Below are 24,073 nucleotides of genomic sequence, written 5' to 3'. Positions count from 1 at the left end.
ACTGAAATGAGGCTGACTCTAGAAGCAAAGGTCATTCATCATCGGAAACTCGATGTAGATTGCCATTGATGAGTCAGCTTCATCCATCATAGGAGGAAGGTGAATGCCAGTGGATGTAATTTTAGAAACGAAAGATTTAACGATAGCCTTTGGAGGACATATAGCCGTTAATGGAGTGAATATTCAAATTGAGCGCAATAAATTGAAGTCCATTATTGGACCAAACGGGGCAGGAAAGACGACGTTTTTTAATATGCTAAGTGGACAATTAAAGCCTACTAGAGGATCGGTACATTTGAATGGTGAGGATATTACGGCATTGACACCTACTGCAAGAGTCCGTTTAGGTATCGGTCGCTCCTTCCAGATTACAAATGTGTTTCCTAACTTAACATGTCATGAAAATGTTCGTCTTGCTGTCCAATCGCAAGCTGGTGTCCGTTATAACATGTTTAAGCATTTTAAGCATTATAAAGAAATTGATCGGAAAACGAGTGAATTATTAAAAACAGTGTTACTTGAAAATAAAGCACAGGAGTTAGCTGTTAATCTAGCTCATGGTGAGAAAAGAAAACTAGAAATTGCCATGCTATTAGCACTGGAATCCGAAGTTCTCCTACTTGATGAGCCAACAGCGGGGATGTCGTTAGAAGAAGTGCCAATGATACTTGATGTTATCCGTAATATCCGTGATGAACGAAATCGGACGATTATTTTAATCGAACATAAGATGGATATGGTTTTAGACTTGTCAGATAGTATAATGGTTCTTTTTCATGGGACCCTTTTAGCTGACGGTGATCCCGAAGAAATTATGAAAAATGAACAAGTTCAATCTGCATATTTAGGAGGGCTCGAAGATGACGCTTCTTAAAGTGGAGCAAATCCAAACATACATTCAACAATACCATATTTTACAAGGTGTTTCTTTTGAAGTAAAAGCTGGAGAAGTAACCGTTTTATTGGGGAGAAATGGTGCTGGAAAAACAACTACACTGCGCTCCATCATGGGTTTAAACCCTATTAAGGAAGGGGCAATAACCTACAAGGAACAAGAGATTCATAGCTTACCAACGTATAAAATTGCTAATTTAGGGATTGGCTATGTTCCTGAAGATCAAGGTATTTTTGGCGCACTTACTGTTGAGGAAAATATTAAAGTAGCAATGAAAAAGAAAGATGATGAAACATTAGAAAGACTAGAATGGATATTGAATTTATTCCCTGATTTAAAGAAGTTTTGGAAGAAGAATGGTGGACATTTAAGTGGTGGACAAAAGCAGATGCTTTCGATTGCGAGGGCTTATGTAAATGAAAATGATTTGTTGCTAATTGACGAACCAAGTAAAGGGTTAGCCCCAATTATCGTTGAGAAGGTAATGGAATCAATCAAACAAATGAAAGAAAAAACAACAGTTGTCCTTGTTGAACAAAATTTTATGATGGCTAGTACAATTGGAGATCGTTTTTACATCCTTGATGATGGACATTCAGTGCACAGTGGAGAGATGGAAGAACTAAAGCAAAATGAAGAGTTAAAACGTCAATATTTAGGAATTGCTTAATTGTAAAGCTACGGTTTTAGTTCAACACTAATTTTCTAGTAGGAAATTGATTTAAAGGAGGGTCAGCTGTGGACTTATTAATAAGTATTACAATTAATGGATTGGCGACTGGAATGCTCATATTCTTATTAGCTGCAGGACTAACGCTAATTTTTGGTTTAATGGATGTATTAAACTTTGCCCACGGTGCTTTATTCCTTTGGGGTGCTTATGCGGGTATTTGGGCATTTGCTACAAGCGGAAGTTATATTGTTGGTGTATTAGCTGCAATTATTGCTGGCGTAATATTAGGGTATTTATTAGAACGTTTTATTATCAAGCCTGTTTACGGAAATCATATTCAACAAATTCTCATTACGCTTGGTGCGATGCTCGTTTTAAGCGAACTCGTAAAAGTAGTTTGGGGACCGAATATTATTCATGCTCAAAGTCCGAGTTGGCTTCAAGGCAGTTGGGAAGTAGGAAATATCTACTTAATTAAATATCGATTATTCATCATTCTAATTGGAATAATTGTCTTTTTCGGCTTGTTATTCTTGTTAAATAAAACGAAGCTAGGGCTCGTTGTAAGAGCTGGAGTTATCGATAAGGAAATGGTTCAAGCTTTGGGGATTAATATTCGTAAGATCTTCTTATTTGTTTTTATGCTCGGTTCAGGTATGGCTGGATTAGCAGGCTTACTGTTTGGTCCTTATTCAGGAGTAATCTATGCAGAGATTGGATTGGAATATGGGATTTTAGCCTTTATTGTTGTAATTATTGGTGGAATGGGAAGTGTACTTGGTTCGATGACTGCAGCAGTCCTTGTAGGAGTATTAGGTGCATATGCAGCTTATTTTGTACCAGAGTTAGCATTAGCGATCAATTTCCTAATCATGTTAGCGATCTTAGTCTTTAAGCCTTCAGGTCTTATGGGGACAAAGGAGGCCGTAAAATGAGCCGTTTAAAACAGTTGTCACGCTTTAAACTTACCTTAGCCGTATTAACGATTGGCTTATTCCTTTTCCCGTTTGTAAATGATTCAAGAACAATGCTTATTATGCTAACGCAAATTTTTATTTTTGCAGCTTTTGCGATGAGCTATGATATTCTTCTCGGTTATTCAGGAATTGTTTCTTTTGGTCATGCGATGTTTTTCGGAATTGGTGCTTATACAGTAGGTATTTGTTTGAAAGCATTTGGAGCTACAATTCCCGTTGTTTTATTGGCCGTCTTGATAACAATTATCTTTACAGCTGTCGTAAGTTATTTAGTCGGAATGCTGACGTTACGCTTAAAAGGTCACTTTTTTGCAATGCTCACCTTAGCCGTATCAAGTTTGTTTGTAGTTGTTGCCGAAAAATGGCGGTCAGTAACGATGGGTAACGATGGGTTTACATTTACGATACCAGATCTTTTCAGAGATCGAGTTTCCTTTTACATTATATGCTTAGCCTTTATGGTGATTATCTATCTTCTTCTTAGACGTTTTACCGAGTCACCGATGGGACGTGTATTACAAGCGATTCGAGAAAATGAACCTCGTGTTGAGTCACTTGGTTACCGTGTAATGCATTATAAAGTTACAGCTAATGTTGTTGCAGGTGTTGTTGCAGGTTTAGCAGGGATCTTATATGGAATGAGTTTGCGATTCGTTAATACTGCCGTATTGTCAGTTGAGTTAACATTAGATGCTCTTCTCATTACGATTATCGGTGGTGTTGGTACTTTATTCGGTTCAATTGTTGGAGCTGCACTCATTGAATTTGCAAAACACGGTCTTATGGATTTAGCAAAGGTGCATTGGATTTTTGAACGTTGGATTATTTTATTTGGAACCGTATTTATTTTAGTAGTTATGTTCTTCCCGAAAGGCATTGTTGGGACCATTCAACATTGGTGGGCGAAATATCAGTATAAAAAAGAAATACGAAAATCTATTCCAAAACAGTCGGGAGTAAATAAGGATATTTAATAAATAAGCATAGGTAGGAGCGTGTATATCAAATGAAAAGAGTGGATGTCGGATGAGAAAAGAAGACATCGGAATTGTAAGCACTGGTGTTTATATTCCAAATCAAATGATGACGAGTACCGATATTGCAGAGCAATCTGGAATTCCGAAAGAAGTTGTAGAAGAAAAGATGGGAATAATGAAAAAGCCCATCCCAGGACCAGTTGATCATACATGCCAAATGGGTATACATGCTGCTAAAAAAGCGTTAGATAAAGGGAACATTGATCCCAAGGAAATAGATTTGGTTATTTATATTGGTGAGGAGCATAAGGAATATCCTTTGTGGACAGCTGGTATAATGTTACAACGGGAAGTCGGTGCAACGAATGCCTGGGCATTTGATGTGGCTCTACGTTGTAGTACGACGATAATGGCTATGAAAGTAGCAAAAGATATGATGATGGCGGACTCTTCAATAAATACGGTGTTACTAGCGGGTGGGTATCGAAATAGTGATTTTATTGATTATTCAAACCCAAGAACTCGCTTTATGTATAATTTAGCAGCTGGTGGAGGAGCAATTGTTTTACAAAAGGGGTATCATTCTAATATTCTATTAGAAAGTCATATGATCACAGATGGAGCATTTTCTGAAGATGTCGTTGTCGTAGCTGGTGGCACAAAACAACCGATGACCAAACAAGCGCTTGAGAAAAAACTAAATTATTTGGATGTATTAGACCCAGAAGGTATGAAGAGACGACTTGAAGAAAAGTCGATGAAAAACTTTATTAAAGTTATTCAACGCTCTTTACAGAAAAGCGGTTATGTTCAAAATGATATTGATTATCTTGGTATCTTGCATATGAAAAAATCAGCTCATGATTATGTACTTCGTGAGTTAGGTCTTAAAGAAGATCAATCGATTTATTTAAGAGAGTATGGACATATTGGACAAATCGATCAAATATTGTCTCTAGAGCTAGCTCTTGATCATGGGAAAATAAAAAATGGAGATATAGTCGTTCTCGTAAGTGCAGGAATTGGCTATGCTTGGGGAGCGACGACGATCCGTTGGGGAACAGCAAATTCAGGAGGTGTTGTATAGTGTCACATACAACGTTGAATTCGGTAATCTTGCCAAATGGTGAGACGATTACTTATCGTGAAAGAGAAGGGGGAAATGAAGTCGTACTTCTCATTCACGGCAATATGACTTCATCAAAACATTGGGATATTTTAATGGATGTTTTACCTTCACAGTACAAACTGTATGCTGTTGACATGAGAGGTTTTGGTGGTTCTTCCTACTATAAGCCGATTGAGTCGATTAAAGATTTTTCAGATGACATCAAATGCTTTGTAGATGCTATTGGTTTAAAAAAGTTTTCTGTAATCGGCTGGTCTACAGGTGGAACCGTAGCAATGCGTTATGCTATTGATTACTTTAGTGATATTAATAAAATTATTTTATTATGTTCGGGATCGACTAGAGGCTATCCATTTGTGAGTGTGAATGAAAAAGGAGAATACATTCGCTTAACGACATTGGAAGAAATCAAAAAGGATGCAACGAAGGCGATACCAGTGTCGCAAGCATATGAACAACGAAATAAAGATTTTCTCAAAGCTGTTTGGAATTCACTTATCTATACAACTAATCAGCCTAATGATCAGAAGTATGACGAGTATCTGGAAGATATGCTAACACAACGAAATTTAACGGAAGTCTATCATGCGCTAAATATTTTCAATATTAGTAATGTTCATAATGGGATCGTAGAAGGAACAGGAGAAGCGAAAAATATTACTCACCCTATCCTCATTTTAGCAGGAGAAAACGATCTTGTGATCACTAAACAAATGACTGAAGAAATAACAGAAGATTTAAATGAACATGCGTTGGTCACTTATTTAAAAGGTTGTGGCCACTCACCACTTATCGATGACTTGGACCAATTAACCTTAGCGATTACGGATTTTTTACAGAAATAACAGGAGGATATAATAATGAGATTAAAAGAGAAGACCGCTATTATTACTGGAGCTGGAAACGGAATTGGGAAAGAAGCAGCACTTACATTTAGTAGAGAAGGAGCCAATGTCGTTGTTGCTGACTTTGACGAGGCTGCTGCAGGTGCAGTTGTAGCTGAACTAAAAGAAAAAGGTGGCAACGCGATTGCCGTAAAAGTTAATGTTGCTGATCAAGAAAGCGTTAACAACATGGTAGCAGAAGCTGTAAGTGCATTTGGAACAGTTGATATTCTAATAAATAATGCTGGAGTTACAGCCGATGCAATGCTACACAAGCTTTCTCCGCAAGAATGGCAAAAAGTAATTGATGTAAATTTAACAGGGGTATTCTACTGTACACAGGCAGTAATACCGAAAATGGTTGAACAAGGAAAAGGGAAAATCATTATGACTTCTAGTGTTTCTGGTATTTACGGGAATGTTGGTCAAACGAATTATTCGGCATCAAAAGCAGGGGTTGTTGGAATGACGAAATCATGGGCTAAGGAACTCGGTGGTCAAGGAATTAATGTTAATGCTGTTGCACCAGGGTTTGTTGAAACAGGGATGGTTGCTAAAGTACCTGAAAAAGTGATTGAGAAATTAAAGACCACAATCCCTGTTAACCGACTTGGTAAGCCTGCTGATATTGCTAATGCCTATTTATTTTTAGCATCAGATGAGTCTGATTATGTCAATGGAGCTGTCCTTCATGTAGATGGTGGAATTATGATGTAACAAGAGAATGAGATCGTTAACATATCAATATGTTAACGATCTTTTTTTGAGGAAAATGTAACTTCTATGAAACTAATGAATGGTAATCTAGCTTTTGAGATAGTTAGAGTAGATAACATTACAAAAACTCCATTTTTTATTTGCTTTAGTAATTGAAAATAGCGTTTCACTTTTCTCACATTAAATTTGGGAGGAGGAAGAAGCATAACTGTTTTCAAAACGATTTGAAAGGGGAGTTTTTTAGATGAGAATTACTAGTACCCTACTGGTTTCACTGTGTCTACTGCTAATGTTTTCAAGTAATGTATTTGCATCTGGATCATTTACAAGTCATTCATTTGGAGGGAAGACTTACAAGCTATATGTTCCAAGTGCTTATAACTCCTCGACACCTACTTCATTAATGGTTATGTTACATGGTTGTACTCAGGATGCAAACCAATTCGCAGCTGGGACAGAAATGAACGTTTTAGCAGAAGAACAAGGTTTTATTGTTCTATATCCTGAACAAACATCTAGCGCGAATTCAAGTAAATGCTGGAATTGGTTTGAGACGGCGCATCAATCAAGAGGAAGTGGAGAACCTGCTGTAATTGCTGGAATGGTCGAGCAAATAATAAATAGTTATTCCATTGATCTAAGTAAAGTATATGTTGCTGGGCTATCCGCAGGTGGAGCAATGAGTGTTATTATGGGTGCTACTTATCCTGATATTTTTTCAGGAATTGGGGTTGGAGCAGGACTAGAGTACAAAGCTGCAACGAACTCTTTACAAGCGTGGACAGCGATGAGCAGTGGTGGACCTGATCCCATTCAACAAGGCAGGTTAGCGTACCAAGCAATGGGACAGCAAGCTAAGGTATTACCAACGATTGTTTTCCATGGAAATAGTGACTTCACAGTACAGTCCATTAATAGTTATCAAGTAATTACTCAATGGGCGAAAACAAATGACCTAGCTTATGATGGACAGGAAAATACTTATTTTTATAACCAAGCAACAGAAGAAATACAAGGTCAAGTACCAGGAGGAAGAAGTTATACAAGGTCTATATATCGTGACCATTTAGGTAATAGATTAATGGAAAAGTATATTGTAGATGGGATGGGGCATGCTTGGTCAGGAGGTAGTTCCATGGGGAGTTATACAGATCCTAATGGACCAAGAGCGAGTGAATTAATATGGGAATTTTTCAATAGTAATTCTCATGAAGAGGAACCAGGAGAAGATGATATTCCATTAGTAACAACCGCCGATCCAGTAGGAGGAACGTATTCTGAACCCGTTTCTATAAATCTTCACACGAATAGAGAGGCGACAACTTATTATACACTTGATGGAACACCACCAAATGAAAATTCAGATATTTATTATATTCCAATAGTAATAAGTGAATCTACAACTCTAAAGTTCTTTTCAGTCGATACGGAAGGTGAAATAGAGGATGTCAAGACAGAGTCATATAATATCAATGGAGAGTCTACAAACACTTCTATTTTGACTTCAATTAATGAAGAGGACGGTTTTGTAGGGCGATTTTCTGCAGATGGTTTAAGTACAGCTATCTTAAAAGTTGGAGATAAAGGGATGTTTAATACGGATACTTATCGAACAATTCTTTCATTTAATACCTCATCATTAGATAGTAATGACATAATAACAGGAGCTGTGCTGCGGATATATCGAAAATCACTAACTGGAAATGTAGGTAGCTTAGAAATTGATCTAAAATCAGGTTACTTTGGTTCATCACCAACATTAGAACAAGCAGACTATTCAGCACAAGCAACGGCTAATAGTATCACTACTGTTCAAGTACCAGCAACCGATCAACAGTACGTAGATATAGAAATACCTAGCAACTACCTTGTTCATTTGAATAAAAGTGGTAAAATTCAAATCCGAATAAAAGCTAGTACGACCGCATCTTTTACAAATAATACTTTAGAGATATATGGTAGCAGTAACCAAGACCTTGCTCCCCAATTAATTCTATCTCTAGAATAACTAAAAAAGGTTTCCCTTGTTAATTAAGGGAAACCTTTTTCCATTCAATCAATATAAGCTCATTCGTTTATCTTAAGTACCCAACATCGAAACGATAAAAGCAATAATTGGAATCGTTAATAAAGATAGTAATGTAGAATATACAGTTGTAATCACAGCAAGTTCTTCATCATTTGAATACTTCGCAAATAGAACGGTTGCTAGCATAATTGTTGGCATAGCAGATAGAATAACGACAATATTTTTTATTAAAGTATCGAGTGGAAGTACAGACATGATAAAAATTGTAACGGTTGGAATGATCAACAAACGTACACCTAGCGGAAACCAAATTTGTCGATAAATAATAAAGCCTTTCTTTTGAAAAAGTGGAGGTAATAACATCCCTATATATAGCATCGCAAGTGGTGCTGCAAGTGCAGAGAGCATACTTGTTAATTGCCTAATAAATTGAGGTGGCTCTAAACCCGTTATAACAGATGTCAGTCCTATAATAATCGCTAATAATGGTAAATTAATTAATGCTTTTAATTGTCTAAATTGAAAATGTTTTTCTGATTGTAACATGTAAATGACAACTGAAAATAAAACAATATCCAAACCAGCATCAAAAATAGCAGCTAATAGTCCACCTATTGGACCGAAGATAGTTGCACAAAGCGGAATACCTATAAAACCTGTATTGCCTAAAGCAGCTAGTATCGTCATTTTTTTAGCAAAAGTACTTTCGAAACGTAATATTTTTGATAAAACCCATGCGAATAATAATGCTGCTAAATGGAAGAAAATCGATAATATAAAAATGATAAGAACTTGATGTAGTAAATTGGTTGTTACCTCTGTATTAAATACACCATTTAAAATAATGGATGGAACAGCAATATTTAAAATAATTAGTATGAGGACATGCTTAATTTCATTCGTTATTGTAACTTTAAATGCTAAGGTTGCCCCTAATGCAATAATAATTCCCATTACCATAATAGAAGTGGCGACAACATAAATATCCATCATAATACCTTCCTAGTTTAAAATAATAATAGTTTCATTGTAACTAAATCTGTAAAACTGTCAAAAAATTGTCGCCCTCGAATTCAGTTTGGGAAAACAAGAACAGCCAATTTTTAAGAAAGAAATCATCCTTTTCTACTTGTAACTCACTTGCAACCTCTTTCTAATAAGATAAACGTGTAAATGTTCATAGTGAAGGAGGGGCGGTAAGATGAGCTGGGATACAGATTGGTTTGCAAATCGGGCTCGTATTACCCCAGACAGAGTAGCGGTAGTCAATGGGGAAACGAACGAAAATTGGACGTATGAACAATTAAACACACGTGCAGAAAACTTAGCAAGTGCACTAAAAGAACGAGGAATTAATAAAAGAGACAGAGTAGCACTACTATCACCTAATCACGTTTGCTATTTTGATCTACTATTTGCTTGTGCAAAGCTTGGGGCTATTTTTGTTCCATTAAATTGGAGATTAGCTAGTCATGAATTAGCTTTTATTTTAGAGGATTGTCAACCAAAACTACTCATTTTTGACGAAAAGTTAGAAGAATTGATTACACCCCCTTTTCAAAGGGTTGCTATCAAGCTTAATGGAAGTGAGTATAGTAAATGGTTATTAGAAAAAGGAGTTAACCAACCAGCAAACGTTGAGAGTTACGAACCACTTGCAATAATTTATACAGGAGGAACAACAGGCAAGCCTAAAGGCGCAGTCCTGACGCATCGAGCGATTTTTTCTAATATAATAAATACAATTACAAGTTGGAATTTAAAGGCTGAAGACACGACCTTAACGTATTTACCGATGTTTCACACAGGAGGGTTAAATGCTCTTTCTCTACCATTGCTTCACATGGGAGGGAAAGTAGTAATTGCTGATCAATTTGACCCAGAGGAAGCTATTAGAATGTTAAATGATCATCAGTGTAGTATCGTACTGTTTGTACCAACAATGTATCATATGCTTATTGAGACAGAAGGTTTTCAATTTAGCTTATTCCCGACAATGCATACGTTTCTTTCTGGAGGTGCTCCGTGCTCATATAAAATATATGAAGCGTTCGCTAGTAAGAGGCTGCAATTTAAGGAGGGGTATGGGTTAACCGAAGCTGGTCCAAACAATTTTTATATTGACCCAGATAAAGTGAAAGATAAACAAGGATCAGTAGGTAAACCAATGCTATATAATAAGGTTCGGATTATTAATGAGGTAGGAAAGGATGTAGCACCAGGAGAAGTGGGCGAAATAATTCTTAGTGGACATCATGTATTTGATCATTATTGGAATCGTCCTGATGCGACAGCAGAAGCGATCAGAGACGGCTGGCTTTATACTGGAGATTTAGGTAAACGAGATGAAGATGGGTATCATTATATCGTGGGTAGAAAAAAGGATATGATAATTACTGGCGGTGAAAATGTGTACCCGCTTGAAATAGAACATATAATAGCAGAACATGAACATGTCGCGGAAGTAGCAGTAGTGGGTGTTTCTGATGAAAAATGGGGAGAGGTCGTTGCAGCATTTATTGTGCCTAAAAAAGGACACACTCTTCTAGTTAATGAAATAGAAAAACACTGTCGAAGATATTTAGGGGGATATAAAATCCCAAGAAGAATTCATCTTGTACCAGAACTTCCGAAGACTCCCGTAGGTAAAATTGATAAAAAAGAAATAATTAAATCAAGTTGTTAAAAGCTGACATAGTGTTGCTACTCATTCGAGGCTGTTGTGAACAGCCTCGAATGTAAAGAGTAGGCTCACTATTTAAGCTTTTTGTTTGAGTAATCCTGCTATCTTAATGATAGATGTTAGGATCTAATCGTATAGTTTAAAGAATAGTGTTTAAATATGGAGGAGCTAAATGATAGACTCACATATCCACCTCTATCAATATGATAATATTGAGAAAAGGATTGATCGATGGAAAAAAGAAGGTATTGAAAAGGTTGTAGCGGTATCAAATGATCTAAAGTCCTCGTATGAAACTTTAAAATTAAAACAACAATATCCAGATTTTATAATCGCTGGTGTCGGTTATCATCCCGAACAGTTACCGATCAAATCATCTGAAATAATAGAATTTAAAAACCTAATTAAATCAGAGAGGAAATTAATCTCTTTTATTGGTGAGGTAGGGCTTCCTTATTATCATTTGGATAAGTTAACAGATGATGAACAAAGACTACATATCGAGCAATTTAGCTACTGGGTCGACATAGCTAAGGAAGAAAAATTACCTTTAGCGATCCATGCTGTTCATTCTCAAGCAGAACAAGCTCTTACAATACTTAAACAGTTACCAGAAGTCCAGGCACACTTTCATTGGTTAAAGGCTCCTGAACAAGTCGTAAAACGGATTGTCGCAGCAGGACACTTTATTTCCGTCACACCAGAGATTTGTTACCGTGAGCGTGATCAAAAGTTAGCTAAAATGGTGCCTATTACGCAATTACTAATAGAAACAGATGGACCTTGGTCATACAATGGTCCTTTTGAAGGAACGGAAACGACACCCTTATTACTGAACGACATCCTTAATAAACTAAAGGAAATCAAAGGAGGACCATTCAGTCAGATTGTTCAGCAAACTGTCTCCAATACAAAAAAAATTTATCGTTAGAAATTATTGTATTCTACGTGCATGTACAACAAATCTAGCATCATCAAAATCATAAGCACATGTAGAAAGGGTAAGTAACTGATCCTCGTGTGTTATGTTAATATCATTTAGTTGAATTTGTGACTTTTTCTGAACTAAATGAAGAAAATCAAGATACTCTTTATCCGAGGAGAAATCCGTAACGATATAATAAAAATCGGTAGCTGTAACATATGCCGAGAAAACTTCCCACTCGGTCTCTTCAGCCAGTGATTGAATAGTAATCGTTCGATTATTTACAAAAAAATCCTCGTTCTCATAATTTAGCAATCCTTTAAACATTGAACCGTCTCTCATATGATGTCCATAAATAATTGAATGTCGATCGGAAAGATCTGGTGTATTCCGAAAATCCATAAAGATCGCGCCTGCATCTGATTTCGAATGTTGAAAATTATGGTCTAGGTAGTAATCATTATCATTCGTTTGAACAACTGGATAATCAATAGAGGTGTTTGGAACCGTAATCCATCCAATCGTATTTTTATTTATTTCTAGCAATGGTTGAAAGCTTTCTATAATTTTAGGTTCTTTTTGATCCTTGTTTTTCTTATGAGTTATTTCCGCATTCGGCAAGGATTCTGTGAACGTTTCTTTGACTGCTGCATACATCCGTTGATTTTTATAACTACCATAAAAGTAATTTACGATATGAAACATTGAAAATAAAAAAATACTAACACATATCCCGATGATCATACGTCTAACATTCATAACAAGCATCCTATCCTTAGATAAAGGGAGCTAATAGCTCCCTTTTATAGAGATTAAGAAAGTATAAAATTCGAAGATGTCTAGCTTCAGGTGCCATGGGCTCTAGGTCGCTTCGGTCCATCAAAAGTGTCTAAAAAGCAAGCTTATTGCTGGCCCTCCAGCGCTTGTCGCCGATAAGCAAGCACCTTGCGCCTTTCTGATTAGACTCTAGCAATCTTTTCTTTTCTAATAAAGAATAATGCAATTCCACCAGCAATTACAGCTAATAAAACATAGATAAGTACTGAATTATTACTTGTTTGCGGAATAGCAGGTGTTGCATCTCCAGACTCTGTAGCACCAGCATTGATTTCCTCTGCTGCCTCTTCTTCGTCAGCAACATCTCCAGTAGGGATTAAAACAGTATCAATAACGTGAATAACGCCGTTTGAAGCTTCAAAATCAGCAGTTACAACCGTTGCGTCATTAACTTGTACTGAGTTGCCTAATGAAATCGTCACTTTAGCGCCGTTTAAAGTCTCAACCTCTGCTCCATCTTCTAGATCAGTAGACATTACTTTGCCTGCCACTACATGATATAAAAGAATATCTGCAAGATCTTCACGAGCTAGTAATTCTTCTCCAGTAACTTCTAAAGCATCTAGTAGGTTAGCAAAAGCTTCATCAGTAGGAGCAAATACCGTTAAAGGACCTTCTCCTTTAAGAGCATCAACTAATCCTGCAGCTTCAGCAGCGGCTAATAATGTTTCAAAGTTACCAGCAGCAACCGCTGTTTCAACGATATCAACTAAACTACTTTCTTCTTCTGTAGCTTCCTCTTCAGTAGTCTCCTCTTCTGTAGCTTCTTCTGTTGGTGGTAATAAAACTGCATCAATAATATGAATAACACCGTTTGAAGCTTCAACGTCAGGAGTTACAACATTTACTCCATTTACTTGTACAGGATCTAAAGTGATTGCAATACTTTCCCCGTTTAATGTAGTAGCTTGCATTCCATCTTCTAGATCACTAGACATCACCTTACCTTCAACAACGTGATATAAAAGAATATCTACTAGTTGATCACTAGCTAGTAGTTCCTCTGCTGTTAAACCTAATTCTTCTAGTGCAGTAGCAAAAGCCTCGTCAGTAGGAGCAAATACTGTGAAAGGACCGTCCCCTTTAAGAGCATCAACTAAATCAGCGGCTTGAACAGCTGCTACTAATGTGTTGAAATCATCAGCAGCTACTGCTGTATCAACAATATCAGCATTGTTCTCTTCAGCAAGTGTTCCCATTCCAAAAGACATGGACATAAGTAAAATAAAAACCAGTGACATGACAAAAACCTTTGATTTGTGCATTTCAATTCCCCCTAATTTTTGGTTGTATAACTAATACACAACAAATGTATAATATATTTATAATAACGTAAAGTTAAAAGCTCTTAATTCTGAAAATTGTTACTATGGACTTATATAGTGATAGGTCTGAAATCCCATAAACAAGTTATTAAAAGTGATACTAATTATTTGCACTGCACGTTCATATTGTAATTAATAGGAGAATGATAGTTATCTATTATGTTTTGTATTTTGTATTAGCTTTGTATAACTAAAGAAATGGCGCTGTTAAAGTTTGGTGTTGATTTTGCTCATAGCAAAAAAATAAGGGGGAGTTGTATGTGAAACAAAGTAATCTTTTCTGTATTATCCTACTTCTAATTTTTGTTGTTTTAGCAGGGTGTACAAGTACAGAAGAAACTAACGTGGTAAACAGTGATGTAAATGCTGTAAGTGTAAAAGAAGAGGGCAGTCGGGAAATAAAGATAGTAACAAGTAAAGATAAAAATACATATTCAATCCTTGGTGAGATACTTGCCAAGCAAATCATTAATACAAATGTTGATAACGTAACAACTTCTCTATTATCCTCTGAAAGGGCCATTGCGAGTCTATATGAGGTTGTAGACGGGCATGCTGACTTTGCGATCGTTGAAACGGATATTGCGTACTACGCTACTCATGCAACAGATTTGTTTGAAGGAAATGTCCCAATTACTGGATTCCATGGTGTAGCATCAATATATCCTGAAGTACTCCTTATTATCGCAAGTCAAGAAAGTGAAATACAAACGGTTGAAGAGCTAGCTGGAAAAAAGGTTGCGGTAGGACAAAGGGGATCAACCACTGAAGCAAAAGCAGATCAAATTCTAAAATTACATGGAGTTTCTTTTGAGGAAATGAATACAAAAAGTATGGATATAGGTGAGGCTATAGAAAACATTAAGGACGGGACGATTGATGCCGCTTTTATTACAACAACCATGGAGTATGAAGAAATAGATTTATTAAATGAAAAAGAGAATGAGATAAGCTTCATTTCAATGAGTGTTGATAAAACGGCAGATATTGAAGGAGAATTTCCCTACTTTATTTCATTGACCATTCCTAAAGATGTGTTTGATACACCAGCTGAAGTGACTACAGTGGCAAACCAAGTAATGCTCATTGTGAACTCAAGTGTAGATGATGATATTGTTTATGAAGTGACAAAAGCAATAATGGAAAATGAAGAAAAGATTAGTAACCAACTTCAATTAGATAAAAATATTGAATTAGATAAAGTTATAGATCCAATCCCAATTGATGTTCATCCAGGAGCAGAACGTTTCTATAATGAGAAGCAATGAAATGCAAGAGGTTGAACAAATTTGTTCAACCTCTTACATTTGATTTATTTTAAATTATTACAACGAAACCCTTGTTGCTTCAACATCTCTGCAATGTTATCGTAGTAAGGTTTGCTATAAAAAGAAGCAACTCGTGTAGACCAATTAGAAGAAGTTTGGCCATTCGTTCGGTCAAGCGTATACTTTTCCATTTGTTGATCATATGTATCGATAATGTCTTTTAAGTTTGAATTATAAGTTTCCTTATGAAAAACAGCTTCTTTTGGGAAACGTGGTTTATGTCCAGGATCTTCTGCAGCGTACCCAATGCATAAACCTGAAATAGGAATTACGTATTTAGGAAGCGCTAATAATTCTATGACTTCTAGAGGGTTACGGCGAACCCCACCAATTGGAACACAACCTAACCCGAGTGATTCGGCAGCAGCAATGGCATTGCCCATCGCAAGGCCAACATCTGTTGCCCCGACTAATAATGAATCGACCTCATTTTCGACTGCAAGTTGTGTACCTTCTTTTTCCGCAGCTAATGATGCACGATAAAAATCAGCACAAAATACAAAGAAAACAGGAGCCTCATCGACATATTTTTGGTTGCCTACAAGTTCGGCCAATTTCTTTTTTGTTTGTTGATCTTTTACAGAGACTATTGAAACTTGCTGTCCATTTATCCATGAGGGAGCAGCTTGAGCAGCTTCAACAATCGCTAATAGGTGATCTTCACTTACTGGGTCGTTTGTATAACTACGGATGGATCTGTGGTTTTTTAATATATTAATAACTTCATTCATCTAGTTTCCCTCCTAGTCTTTTCAACTAAGGATAAGACTTTTAAAGAGGAAAATCAATTTTTTCAACCGTTTGCCATTAAGCTGAATGATCCATCTTTGTTTTTCTTTGGAATTTGGGCATAGATATATTCTGTACGAAGATTACTGAACAGATGACGAGAATAACACCAATATATTGCCAAAGAGTTAAAATTTCATAATAAAAAAACATACCAATAAAGGCTGCAACGACAGGCTCTAATGTGGCAATAATAGATGCTTTTCCAGCTTCAACGTGTCTAAGCCCTTTTGTATATAAAATAAAAGCCAATACGGTTGGGAATAATCCTAAACTACCAGCGTAAACCCATAGTTTTATATTGTTTAATTCACCAATCCACGTCCACACTTGACTGACAGGTAGGGTAAATAGTGCAGCAAATAAAAACGTATAAACGGTTACTGTCATCGGATTATACTTTTGTAAAGCGAATTTTCCAAAAATGCTGTATAAGCCATAAAATAGTCCAGAGCCTATACCTGCAATGACTCCAAGAGTTGTCATTGTTATAGACCCATTTGGTAACAGTTCAACTACGAGTATACAGCCGAATAAAGTCAAGGTAAGAGACAGGAGCTTTCTCGCCGTTAATAGCTCCTTAAATATAAGACGAGATAAGACAAGGACAAAAGCAGGAGCGGTGTATAGAAGTATTGCTGCTACTGATATGGAGGTTTCTTGGATTGCAACGAAGAAACACCAATTAAAAAAGACGATACTAATAATTCCAGTACCAATGAATAATGGACTATCTTTTAAGCGAACTCGAAGCCATTGTCGATTGACGAGAAGGCAATAGCTTAACAAAAAGATAACGGCACAACTGACACGGAGAGCAACAACTTGAAGTGGGGTTAAGCCGAGGCTATAAAGTTCTTGAACAAATAATCCAATTGTCCCCCAAAGAGCTGCACCTGCAGCAATCGATAAATATGCCCAACGATTCAAGTTCATATCCCTCCCTTTAAGATGCATGCTCTAAAGCTATTAGAAAAAACGCCTTATGAAAAGGCGCCTTGTTCTAATTGGTTTAAAGTGCATGTGTAATGTGTAGCTTTGTGTTCTTTTGGGTTAAAATAAGCGATAATTAACTGTTGGTTATTAATCACTTCTTTTGTTTTTATATAATGATCGAGATCAAAAGCAATCACTTCAATCATTGTATGCTTATGAAGGTCTTTTTCTGACAAACTTAATTGCGTAAATTCTTCAGATACATACTCTGGATAAGTGGCAATAGATTTTAAATAATGAGATTGCTGATCTTTCGTTAAGGAGAAATTCCACCAAGTTGTTCGCGGCTTATGTTTATGACGGATAAAATAATCATAAACCATTAAACCGTGAATGATCTCTAGGTTCTCCGTCTTTCTTGCTTGCAAAAATTCATATAAACGACGGAATAAATCCTCAAGCTGATGACCAATCTTAGACCAGCCTTGCTTGTCCCAATAGTCCCCAAATTGTTGGAAAAAGTCAAAGGCCGAATCAAACTCTTTTGTGACTAAGTATTCGATTGTTTCATCCATACGGTGATCATTCCAATACTTCTCTAACACATCCTCGACACGTTTTATTCTTACGATATCACTAAAAGGTAGAATATTGTTTCCAAGAATTTCATATGGAGCATGATCCATATAAACATAACCATGATCTTTTGCTCTTAATCGTAATCCCGTTCCTCTTAACATTTTTAAGAAACCAAGTTGCAATTCTTCTGGACGAAGAGCAAACACATCATTAAATGTCTTCTTAAACGAATCATAATCTTCCTCAGGTAAACCAGCAATTAAGTCTAGGTGTTGGTCAATTTTTCCACCTTCTTTAACAAGTGTTACCGTTCGTGAAAGCTTTTCAAAATTTTGTCTTCGTTTAACAAGTTCATTTGTAGCATCATTCGTTGACTGTACACCAATTTCAAATCGGAATATACCAGCAGGTGCGTTTTCGTTTAAAAACTCAAGTACTTCTGGACGCATAATATCTGCTGTTATTTCAAATTGAAACACGCAGCCCTCATGGTTATCAATAAGGAATTGAAAAATTTCAAGGGCGTAATCCCGTTTAATATTAAACGTTCGATCAACAAACTTAATTAGCTTCGCACCACTTTTAATTAAGAACAGTAAATCTGATTTGACACGTTCAATATCAAAATAGCGAACGCCGACTTCAATAGAAGATAAACAAAATTGACAGCTAAATGGACAGCCTCGACTCGTTTCAAAGTATGTCACACGTTTTGAGAGAGCTGGTAAATCTTCTTGAAAACGATAAGGGGATGGAATAGCATTTAAATCGAGTTTAAAGCTTGGTGGATTAACAATACCTTTTTCGTCTTTACGATAAGCAAGACCAAATACCATATGAAATTTTTGATCACTATTTAACTCATCTAATAGAAGTTTAAACGTTTCTTCGCCTTCTCCCACAACGATAAAATCAGCATGTGGAATTCGATCAAGCCAATAGGCTGTATCATAAGAAACTTCAGGTCCACCAAGGACGATCGTTACGTCTGGCATAATTTTTTTAAGCATCTCAACAACTTTAATCGTTTCTTCTATATTCCAAATATAACAGCTAAAACCAATCACATCAGGCTTTCTTTGATAGAGATCCGTTACAATATTCATGACTGGATCTTTTATTGTGAATTCGACCATTTCTACAGGATAATCTGGTTCAGCATAAGCTTTCAAACAGCGAAGCGCAAGACATGTATGGATATACTTCGCATTTAATGTTGTAACAACGACTTTCATTCCATTTACCTCTATTCTATATGACTATAATTTGTGATAATTTGTTAAAAGGGGTCTTTGGAAACTATAACGACAGTAATAATGAAAAAGATAACCCTTCATGCTCATTGTTTTACTTATGAGCAGTAATTTATACGTTAAGTATGATACCATATTTTCTATGGATAATTATATAGATAGGATTTGATATTATGTTGTTATTATTTCCAAGCTGGCTTTTTATTGTTTTAGGCGTGTTCGTAGTTGCCTTGATTTGTGCTGTTTTCTCTTTACTTATTTCGAGATGGATGAAAAAGAAAGAGTTAAAAGATAAACGATTAGAAAATATTTCAGCATTTTTAATTGTCATCGTCGTTGTTGCTAGTGCTATGTTTGTCAAAGAGAATATGTTTGTAACGGCATATGAAGGAAGTATCATTGTAACGGAAGCCAATGAAGTAGAAGTGGAATATACTAGTGCGGAATTCTTAACATTTAGTGATGTTGTCGTAATTGAATATCTTTTTACCCAAATGAATTATGGCGAAGAATTTGAAATTAGTAACCTAAAGGACGGTAGTTTACGAGTAGGTGTCGTTTTTGATGACTACAAGCCATTAATAGGATATATGCAGAAGTACGAAGATGAAGGTATTGAACGATACTTAAGACACCATTTTCCTTTTGATATTTATTATGAACGTGAACATGCTGGAGAAATTAATCGCGTAATTGAACAAAATGATCAAGGCCAATCCTGTGAAGAATTGCAAACTATAATAGAGACAGAATTGCAAAGAATAGAAGAAGATTACTACCAATATGAAGTAGAATGTAGAAAATAACGAGGGTGACATCTGTCAACCTCGTTATTTTTTCGTTATCAACTAAAAAACTTATCGTATGAATAAGTAATAGATGAGAAATGGCATGGCACTAACAATGAGCATTAGACGGAAAAGGTGAAGTGTAACAACAGTGGGAACGGACACGGGATATTTTTCAGCAAGTACGATCATTTCAGTCATTCCTGCTGGAGCAGTGCTACAAACTGCTGTTAATGTATCGAATTTAAGAAATTTCTTTAGAAATACTGCTAATAATAATGCACCGCTAATTTGTAATAATGGTAATAGAAGTGCAGGTAACCATATGGTTGAAAGTATAGAAAACGTTTCTTGACTAAATGTGAGCCCAATGCTACCACCGAGCAGCATTTGAATGATTCGTTTGGCTTTACTTGGTAATGGAGGTAGTTTATTTGTCTTCATTTGAACCATTGCAACCAATAATAAAGCACCTAGTAATGGACCTAAAGGAAAGGATGTCATGAAGCCAAGCCAGCCACCTAGTAATGCTAGCAGACTAGTGATGACCCAACGTTTCATATTGTTTTCCTCCTTTTTGCACCTCTTTACGATACAAGTAATCAAGTAAAATTGGAAAAATCGTCATGACACTAAGAACTCTAATAAGATGAAGCATAATGACAACAGGAGCATGTAATGACAATGTTTTCGCTATGGTAGCCATTTCAATCATTCCCCCTGGTGCTGCAGACAAAATAGAAACACTTTGATCAAAAGACGAGACTTTTGCCAGGATAAATCCACTAACAAGAGTAATGAAAAAAACACTAAATGTAATAGCAACAAGACTTGTAGCTAGTTGACGCAACTGTGCTACTGATAGTTTCATAAACGTTAATCCTACCATAAGTCCGAGCATTACTTGGAGAAGGAAAGCCATTGGAACCGTTGTTTCTAAAGTCAACAAATGAAATGTTTTCGCCAAACCAACAGCAAACATCGCCCCTATTATTGTACCAACAGGAAGCCTTAATTTTTGTCCGATCGTGCCACCAATAACTGATAAAGCAATAAAAAGTATGAACTGTAATACATCCATTGTAAATCGATCCTTTTCAACCGTGTTATCTTTCCCTACTGTATTGAAATGATAGGTTATTTGCAAGAACAATTTAGTGTTGAAGTGAAATCCTATTTAAGCCAAATATTTTATGTGAATTATCGCAAAGGTTTATTCCTTTACAAAAGCTATTCTGAAAAACAGTATAAACAAACGATTTAGAAAATATTCGCTACTAAAAAAGGACATTCATTCTATTTTTTGGAGTTTAAACGCGTATTTGCACAAACGCTTTAAACCGATAAAAAAAGTTGTTTACAACTCATTGATAGATATACTATGATAATACATAACTATTAGAAAATTATAAAAATTGTAGGGGGAAATGAAGATGAAAAAGTGGATGAAATTAGTGGGTACTGCGGCTGTTGGCATTATGGCACTATCTGCTTGTGGTCAGCAAAGTAGTGCACCAGCTGAACCAGAAGAAAATAATGCTGGAGAAGAAGCACCAGCAGAAGAAGAAGTAACATTTAAAATTGGGGCAACACAAATTGTTGAACATCCATCACTAGATGCTGCTTATGAAGGCTTCAAAAAAGCGATAGAAGATGCAGGTCTTTCAGTATCCTATGATTTCCAAAGTGCACAAGGAGATCAAAATAACGTTCATACAATCGCAAATAACTTTGTTGCGAATAATGTAGATTTAATTTTTACAAACTCAACAGTAAGTACATTAGGTGCATTAAATGCTACTAACGAAATTCCTATCGTATTTGCTTCTGTTTCTGATCCAGTATCAGCAGGACTAGTAACTGCATTAGACGAGCCTGGTGAAAACATTACAGGTGTAATCGATTTACATCCTGAATTTACAGAAAAAACTGTACAATTCATCGAAGAAAATTTCGAAGGAGCAACAGTAGGTATTATCATTGATTCTGGTGAGCAAAATTCAATTGCCCAACTAGAAGCTGTAAAAGCAGCTATGGAAGGTACTAGTCTTACACTAGTAGAGCGAAGTGTAGACTCTTCAGCAGTAGTAGCTGAAGCTGCTCGTTCTTTAGCAGATCGCGTAGATGTTTTCCTAATGACGACGGATAATACGGTCGTTCAAGGTCTTGGTGCTTTAGTTGGTGTAGCAAATGACTATGATATTCCATTAATCGTAGGTGACCCTGAATCACTAGAGGGTGGCGGATTTGCAACTTATGGAGTTGATTTCTTCTCGATCGGTTACCGCGCAGGTGAAATGGCTGTCCAAATTTTAAATGGTGAGAAAGTACCTTCTGAAATTAATGTAGAAATTCCACCAGAGCTAACATTACTAATCAATAAACAGGCTGCAGAAGAACAAGGTGTTGAGTGGAATGGTCAATGGGATGAAAGTGCTGAAGTAATTAATAACTAATAATTAGTTAAAGGGCGGGACTGGCTCAAGAAGCAATCTATTATTATCCTTGAGTCAGTCACGTTACTAGAGAAGATATTTCTAGATAGAGAGGAAGAGGTCACCATGTTTATCTCAATTTTTGGCTCAATAGAATCTGGAATCATTTATGCACTTATGGCACTAGGGGTCTACCTCACCTTTCGCATCCTTGATTTCCCCGACCTGACTGTAGACGGGAGCTTTGTGACAGGAGCAGCAGTTGCTGCGATGATGATTATTAATGGCTATTCTCCAATCATTGCAACATTAGTCGCTGTTATTGCTGGTTTTATTGCTGGTTGTGTCACAGGGATTCTTCATACGAAAGGTAAAATTAATCCGTTGCTGTCTGGTATCTTAATGATGATCGCTCTTTATTCAATTAACTTAAGAATAATGGGGCGACCTAACTTACCATTATTAAATGAAACGACAATTGTTAAACAACTAACTGGATTTTGGCAAACACTAGGATTTGATCAATTTTTTAATGGCATTTTAATGTTTCTAGGTGTACCACAGCTTCCACGTACATGGGCAGTCGTATTCTTTGCCCTCATCGTTACATTAACCGTAAAAGTTTTATTGGACCTATTCTTAAAAACAGAAGTTGGACTGGCACTTAGAGCAACAGGTGATAACAAACGAATGATTCGTAGTTTCTCTGCAAACACGGATTACCTAATCATATTAGGTTTAGGAATTTCAAATGGTCTTGTTGCTTTATCTGGAGCTTTAATCGCCCAATATGGCGGCTTTGCCGATGTTGGAATGGGTATCGGGATGATTATTATAGGACTTGCATCGGTAATTATAGGTGAAGCTTTATTCGGAACGAAGACGATTGCTCGGACTACGTTAGCGGTCATAGGTGGAGCGATCATCTATCGAATCGTTTTAACACTAGCCCTAAGAGTCGAGTTTTTAGAAACAGGAGATATGAAGTTAATTACGGCCTTTATTGTTGTTGCGGCACTCGTTACCCCGAAAATACTTGCTGCTCGCAAAGAAAAACGGAGACGATTAAAGAAGCGTACCGAACTTTCAAAAATAGGGGGGAATGGAAATGTTGCATCTTAATGACATTAGCATTACCTTCAACGAAGGTACACTTGATGAAAAGAAAGCCTTACAAAATATTAATCTAGAATTAAATTCAGGAGACTTTATTACTGTTATCGGAAGTAATGGAGCAGGGAAGTCAACTTTGATGAATACGATTTCTGGAACACTATCCCCAGATGTCGGCGAGGTTGTCATTGATGGTAAACCAGTTACACATTTACCTGAATACAAACGCTCTACTTTAATTGGCCGTGTCTTCCAAGACCCTATGGCAGGAACGGCGCCGACGATGACCATACAAGAAAACTTAGCAATGGCTTATTCAAGAAATAAAAAAAGAACGCTTCGATTTGGTGTAACGAAAAAAAGAAAAGACATGTTTCGGGAGTATTTAGCAACGTTAAATTTAGGGTTGGAAGATCGTCTCACAGCAAAAGTAGGATTGTTATCAGGTGGAGAGCGCCAAGCATTATCTCTACTAATGGCTACGTTCACTGAACCAAAAATTCTCTTGTTAGATGAGCACACAGCTGCGCTAGATCCATCAAGAGCAGAGCTCATTACACGCCTTACAGGAGAGATCGTTCGTAATTTCAACTTAACGACTTTAATGGTTACGCATAATATGCAACAAGCGTTAGATCTAGGTAATCGATTAATTATGATGGATAAAGGACAAATTATATTTGATGTTCAAGGAGAAGAAAAACAAAGTCTAACAATTGAAAAACTCCTTGCAGAGTTTCAGCGTATCCGTGGTGAACAAATGGCAAGTGATAAGGCTGTACTTGGTTAAAATAATAGGTA

General features: G+C 36.5%; 23 protein-coding genes. 15 read left to right on the top strand and 8 right to left on the bottom strand.

Features of this window, described 5'->3' with window-relative positions; all coding sequences use genetic code 11:
• Positions 1–109: 109 nt before the first annotated feature.
• From GKP30_RS05410 to GKP30_RS05375, 8 genes are all read left to right on the top strand, one after another.
• Positions 110–874, top strand: coding sequence for an ABC transporter ATP-binding protein (locus tag GKP30_RS05410; RefSeq protein ID WP_216828446.1), 765 nt, complete (start codon positions 110–112; stop codon positions 872–874).
• Positions 861–1,565 carry an ABC transporter ATP-binding protein gene (locus GKP30_RS05405; protein ID WP_216828381.1) on the top strand — a complete coding sequence of 235 codons (705 nt, stop codon included), beginning with the start codon at positions 861–863 and terminating at the stop codon, positions 1,563–1,565. Before GKP30_RS05410 ends, GKP30_RS05405 begins: the two co-directional genes overlap by 14 nt.
• 68 nt (positions 1,566–1,633) lie before the next feature.
• Complete coding sequence (locus GKP30_RS05400; RefSeq protein WP_216828380.1) at positions 1,634–2,503, top strand: branched-chain amino acid ABC transporter permease; 870 nt, start codon at positions 1,634–1,636, stop codon at positions 2,501–2,503.
• Positions 2,500–3,519: a branched-chain amino acid ABC transporter permease gene (locus GKP30_RS05395; protein WP_216828379.1), complete on the top strand. Its 1,020-nt coding sequence runs from the start codon at positions 2,500–2,502 to the stop codon at positions 3,517–3,519. The genes GKP30_RS05400 and GKP30_RS05395 overlap by 4 nt, the downstream gene beginning before the upstream one ends.
• Before the next feature lie 52 nt (positions 3,520–3,571).
• Positions 3,572–4,609: a 3-oxoacyl-ACP synthase gene (locus tag GKP30_RS05390; RefSeq protein WP_216828378.1), complete on the top strand. Its 1,038-nt coding sequence runs from the start codon at positions 3,572–3,574 to the stop codon at positions 4,607–4,609.
• Positions 4,609–5,496: an intracellular short-chain-length polyhydroxyalkanoate depolymerase gene (phaZ, locus tag GKP30_RS05385; protein ID WP_216828377.1), complete on the top strand. Its 888-nt coding sequence runs from the start codon at positions 4,609–4,611 to the stop codon at positions 5,494–5,496. The genes GKP30_RS05390 and phaZ overlap by 1 nt, the downstream gene beginning before the upstream one ends.
• Positions 5,497–5,511: 15 nt before the next feature.
• Positions 5,512–6,252 (top strand): 3-oxoacyl-ACP reductase FabG, encoded by a 741-nt coding sequence (fabG, locus tag GKP30_RS05380; protein ID WP_216828376.1) that lies wholly within the window; start codon positions 5,512–5,514, stop codon positions 6,250–6,252.
• Positions 6,253–6,496: 244 nt separating this feature from the next.
• A complete protein-coding gene (locus tag GKP30_RS05375) occupies positions 6,497–8,260 on the top strand; it encodes an extracellular catalytic domain type 1 short-chain-length polyhydroxyalkanoate depolymerase (protein WP_216828375.1) in 1,764 nt (587 codons plus the stop codon).
• Positions 8,261–8,332: 72 nt separating this feature from the next.
• On the opposite strand, the gene GKP30_RS05370 is transcribed toward GKP30_RS05375, so the two are convergent.
• Positions 8,333–9,274, bottom strand: a complete 942-nt coding sequence (locus GKP30_RS05370) for an AEC family transporter (protein ID WP_236034908.1) — start codon at positions 9,272–9,274, stop codon at positions 8,333–8,335.
• Between the two features lie 208 nt (positions 9,275–9,482).
• Here GKP30_RS05370 and GKP30_RS05365 point away from each other — a divergent pair, with 208 nt between their 5' ends.
• Together GKP30_RS05365 and GKP30_RS05360 are read left to right on the top strand one after the other, a co-directional pair.
• On the top strand, positions 9,483–10,967 hold the full coding sequence (locus GKP30_RS05365) for a class I adenylate-forming enzyme family protein (protein WP_216828374.1): 1,485 nt from the start codon (positions 9,483–9,485) through the stop codon (positions 10,965–10,967).
• Between the two features lie 169 nt (positions 10,968–11,136).
• Positions 11,137–11,895 carry a TatD family hydrolase gene (locus GKP30_RS05360; RefSeq protein ID WP_216828373.1) on the top strand — a complete coding sequence of 253 codons (759 nt, stop codon included), beginning with the start codon at positions 11,137–11,139 and terminating at the stop codon, positions 11,893–11,895.
• 3 nt (positions 11,896–11,898) lie between these two features.
• Here GKP30_RS05360 and srtB read toward each other — a convergent pair whose 3' ends face one another.
• Positions 11,899–12,648 carry a class B sortase gene (srtB, locus tag GKP30_RS05355; protein WP_216828372.1) on the bottom strand — a complete coding sequence of 250 codons (750 nt, stop codon included), beginning with the start codon at positions 12,646–12,648 and terminating at the stop codon, positions 11,899–11,901.
• Between the two features lie 200 nt (positions 12,649–12,848).
• Positions 12,849–13,991: a fasciclin domain-containing protein gene (locus tag GKP30_RS23405; protein ID WP_236034907.1), complete on the bottom strand. Its 1,143-nt coding sequence runs from the start codon at positions 13,989–13,991 to the stop codon at positions 12,849–12,851.
• 320 nt (positions 13,992–14,311) lie between these two features.
• Between GKP30_RS23405 and GKP30_RS05340 the strand changes: the two genes are divergently transcribed.
• Positions 14,312–15,319: a TAXI family TRAP transporter solute-binding subunit gene (locus tag GKP30_RS05340; RefSeq protein WP_216828371.1), complete on the top strand. Its 1,008-nt coding sequence runs from the start codon at positions 14,312–14,314 to the stop codon at positions 15,317–15,319.
• A 44-nt stretch (positions 15,320–15,363) separates the two neighbouring features.
• Here GKP30_RS05340 and nfsA read toward each other — a convergent pair whose 3' ends face one another.
• From nfsA to GKP30_RS05325, 3 genes are all read right to left on the bottom strand, one after another.
• Entirely contained in the window at positions 15,364–16,110 is a 747-nt protein-coding gene (nfsA, locus tag GKP30_RS05335; RefSeq protein ID WP_216828370.1) for an oxygen-insensitive NADPH nitroreductase, read from the bottom strand.
• A 76-nt stretch (positions 16,111–16,186) separates the two neighbouring features.
• On the bottom strand, positions 16,187–17,098 hold the full coding sequence (locus GKP30_RS05330; protein WP_407928583.1) for a DMT family transporter: 912 nt from the start codon (positions 17,096–17,098) through the stop codon (positions 16,187–16,189).
• A 53-nt stretch (positions 17,099–17,151) separates the two neighbouring features.
• On the bottom strand, positions 17,152–18,918 hold the full coding sequence (locus GKP30_RS05325) for a B12-binding domain-containing radical SAM protein (RefSeq protein WP_216828368.1): 1,767 nt from the start codon (positions 18,916–18,918) through the stop codon (positions 17,152–17,154).
• A gap of 191 nt (positions 18,919–19,109) precedes the next feature.
• On the opposite strand from GKP30_RS05325, the gene GKP30_RS05320 reads away from it, so the two are divergent.
• On the top strand, positions 19,110–19,742 hold the full coding sequence (locus GKP30_RS05320) for a hypothetical protein (RefSeq protein ID WP_216828367.1): 633 nt from the start codon (positions 19,110–19,112) through the stop codon (positions 19,740–19,742).
• Between the two features lie 51 nt (positions 19,743–19,793).
• Here GKP30_RS05320 and GKP30_RS05315 read toward each other — a convergent pair whose 3' ends face one another.
• Positions 19,794–20,285, bottom strand: coding sequence for an AbrB family transcriptional regulator (locus GKP30_RS05315; protein ID WP_216828366.1), 492 nt, complete (start codon positions 20,283–20,285; stop codon positions 19,794–19,796).
• The gene (locus GKP30_RS05310; protein ID WP_328703120.1) at positions 20,263–20,871 is read right to left on the bottom strand and encodes an AbrB family transcriptional regulator; all 609 of its coding nucleotides are present in this window, start codon (positions 20,869–20,871) and stop codon (positions 20,263–20,265) included. The genes GKP30_RS05315 and GKP30_RS05310 overlap by 23 nt, the downstream gene beginning before the upstream one ends.
• Positions 20,872–21,157: 286 nt before the next feature.
• Between GKP30_RS05310 and GKP30_RS05305 the strand changes: the two genes are divergently transcribed.
• The 3 genes from GKP30_RS05305 (at position 21,158) to GKP30_RS05295 (ending at position 24,062) form a co-directional block, all read left to right on the top strand.
• Positions 21,158–22,180 carry an ABC transporter substrate-binding protein gene (locus GKP30_RS05305; protein WP_216828364.1) on the top strand — a complete coding sequence of 341 codons (1,023 nt, stop codon included), beginning with the start codon at positions 21,158–21,160 and terminating at the stop codon, positions 22,178–22,180.
• Between the two features lie 105 nt (positions 22,181–22,285).
• Complete coding sequence (locus tag GKP30_RS05300) at positions 22,286–23,281, top strand: ABC transporter permease (protein ID WP_216828363.1); 996 nt, start codon at positions 22,286–22,288, stop codon at positions 23,279–23,281.
• On the top strand, positions 23,268–24,062 hold the full coding sequence (locus GKP30_RS05295; protein WP_216828362.1) for an ABC transporter ATP-binding protein: 795 nt from the start codon (positions 23,268–23,270) through the stop codon (positions 24,060–24,062). Before GKP30_RS05300 ends, GKP30_RS05295 begins: the two co-directional genes overlap by 14 nt.
• Positions 24,063–24,073: the final 11 nt, after the last annotated feature.

Source organism: Alkalihalobacterium elongatum (genome assembly GCF_019024285.1).
GTDB classification, from domain to species: Bacteria; Bacillota; Bacilli; order Bacillales; family Bacillaceae_F; genus Alkalihalobacterium; species Alkalihalobacterium elongatum.
This window is presented reverse-complemented; position numbering and strand designations above follow the sequence as displayed.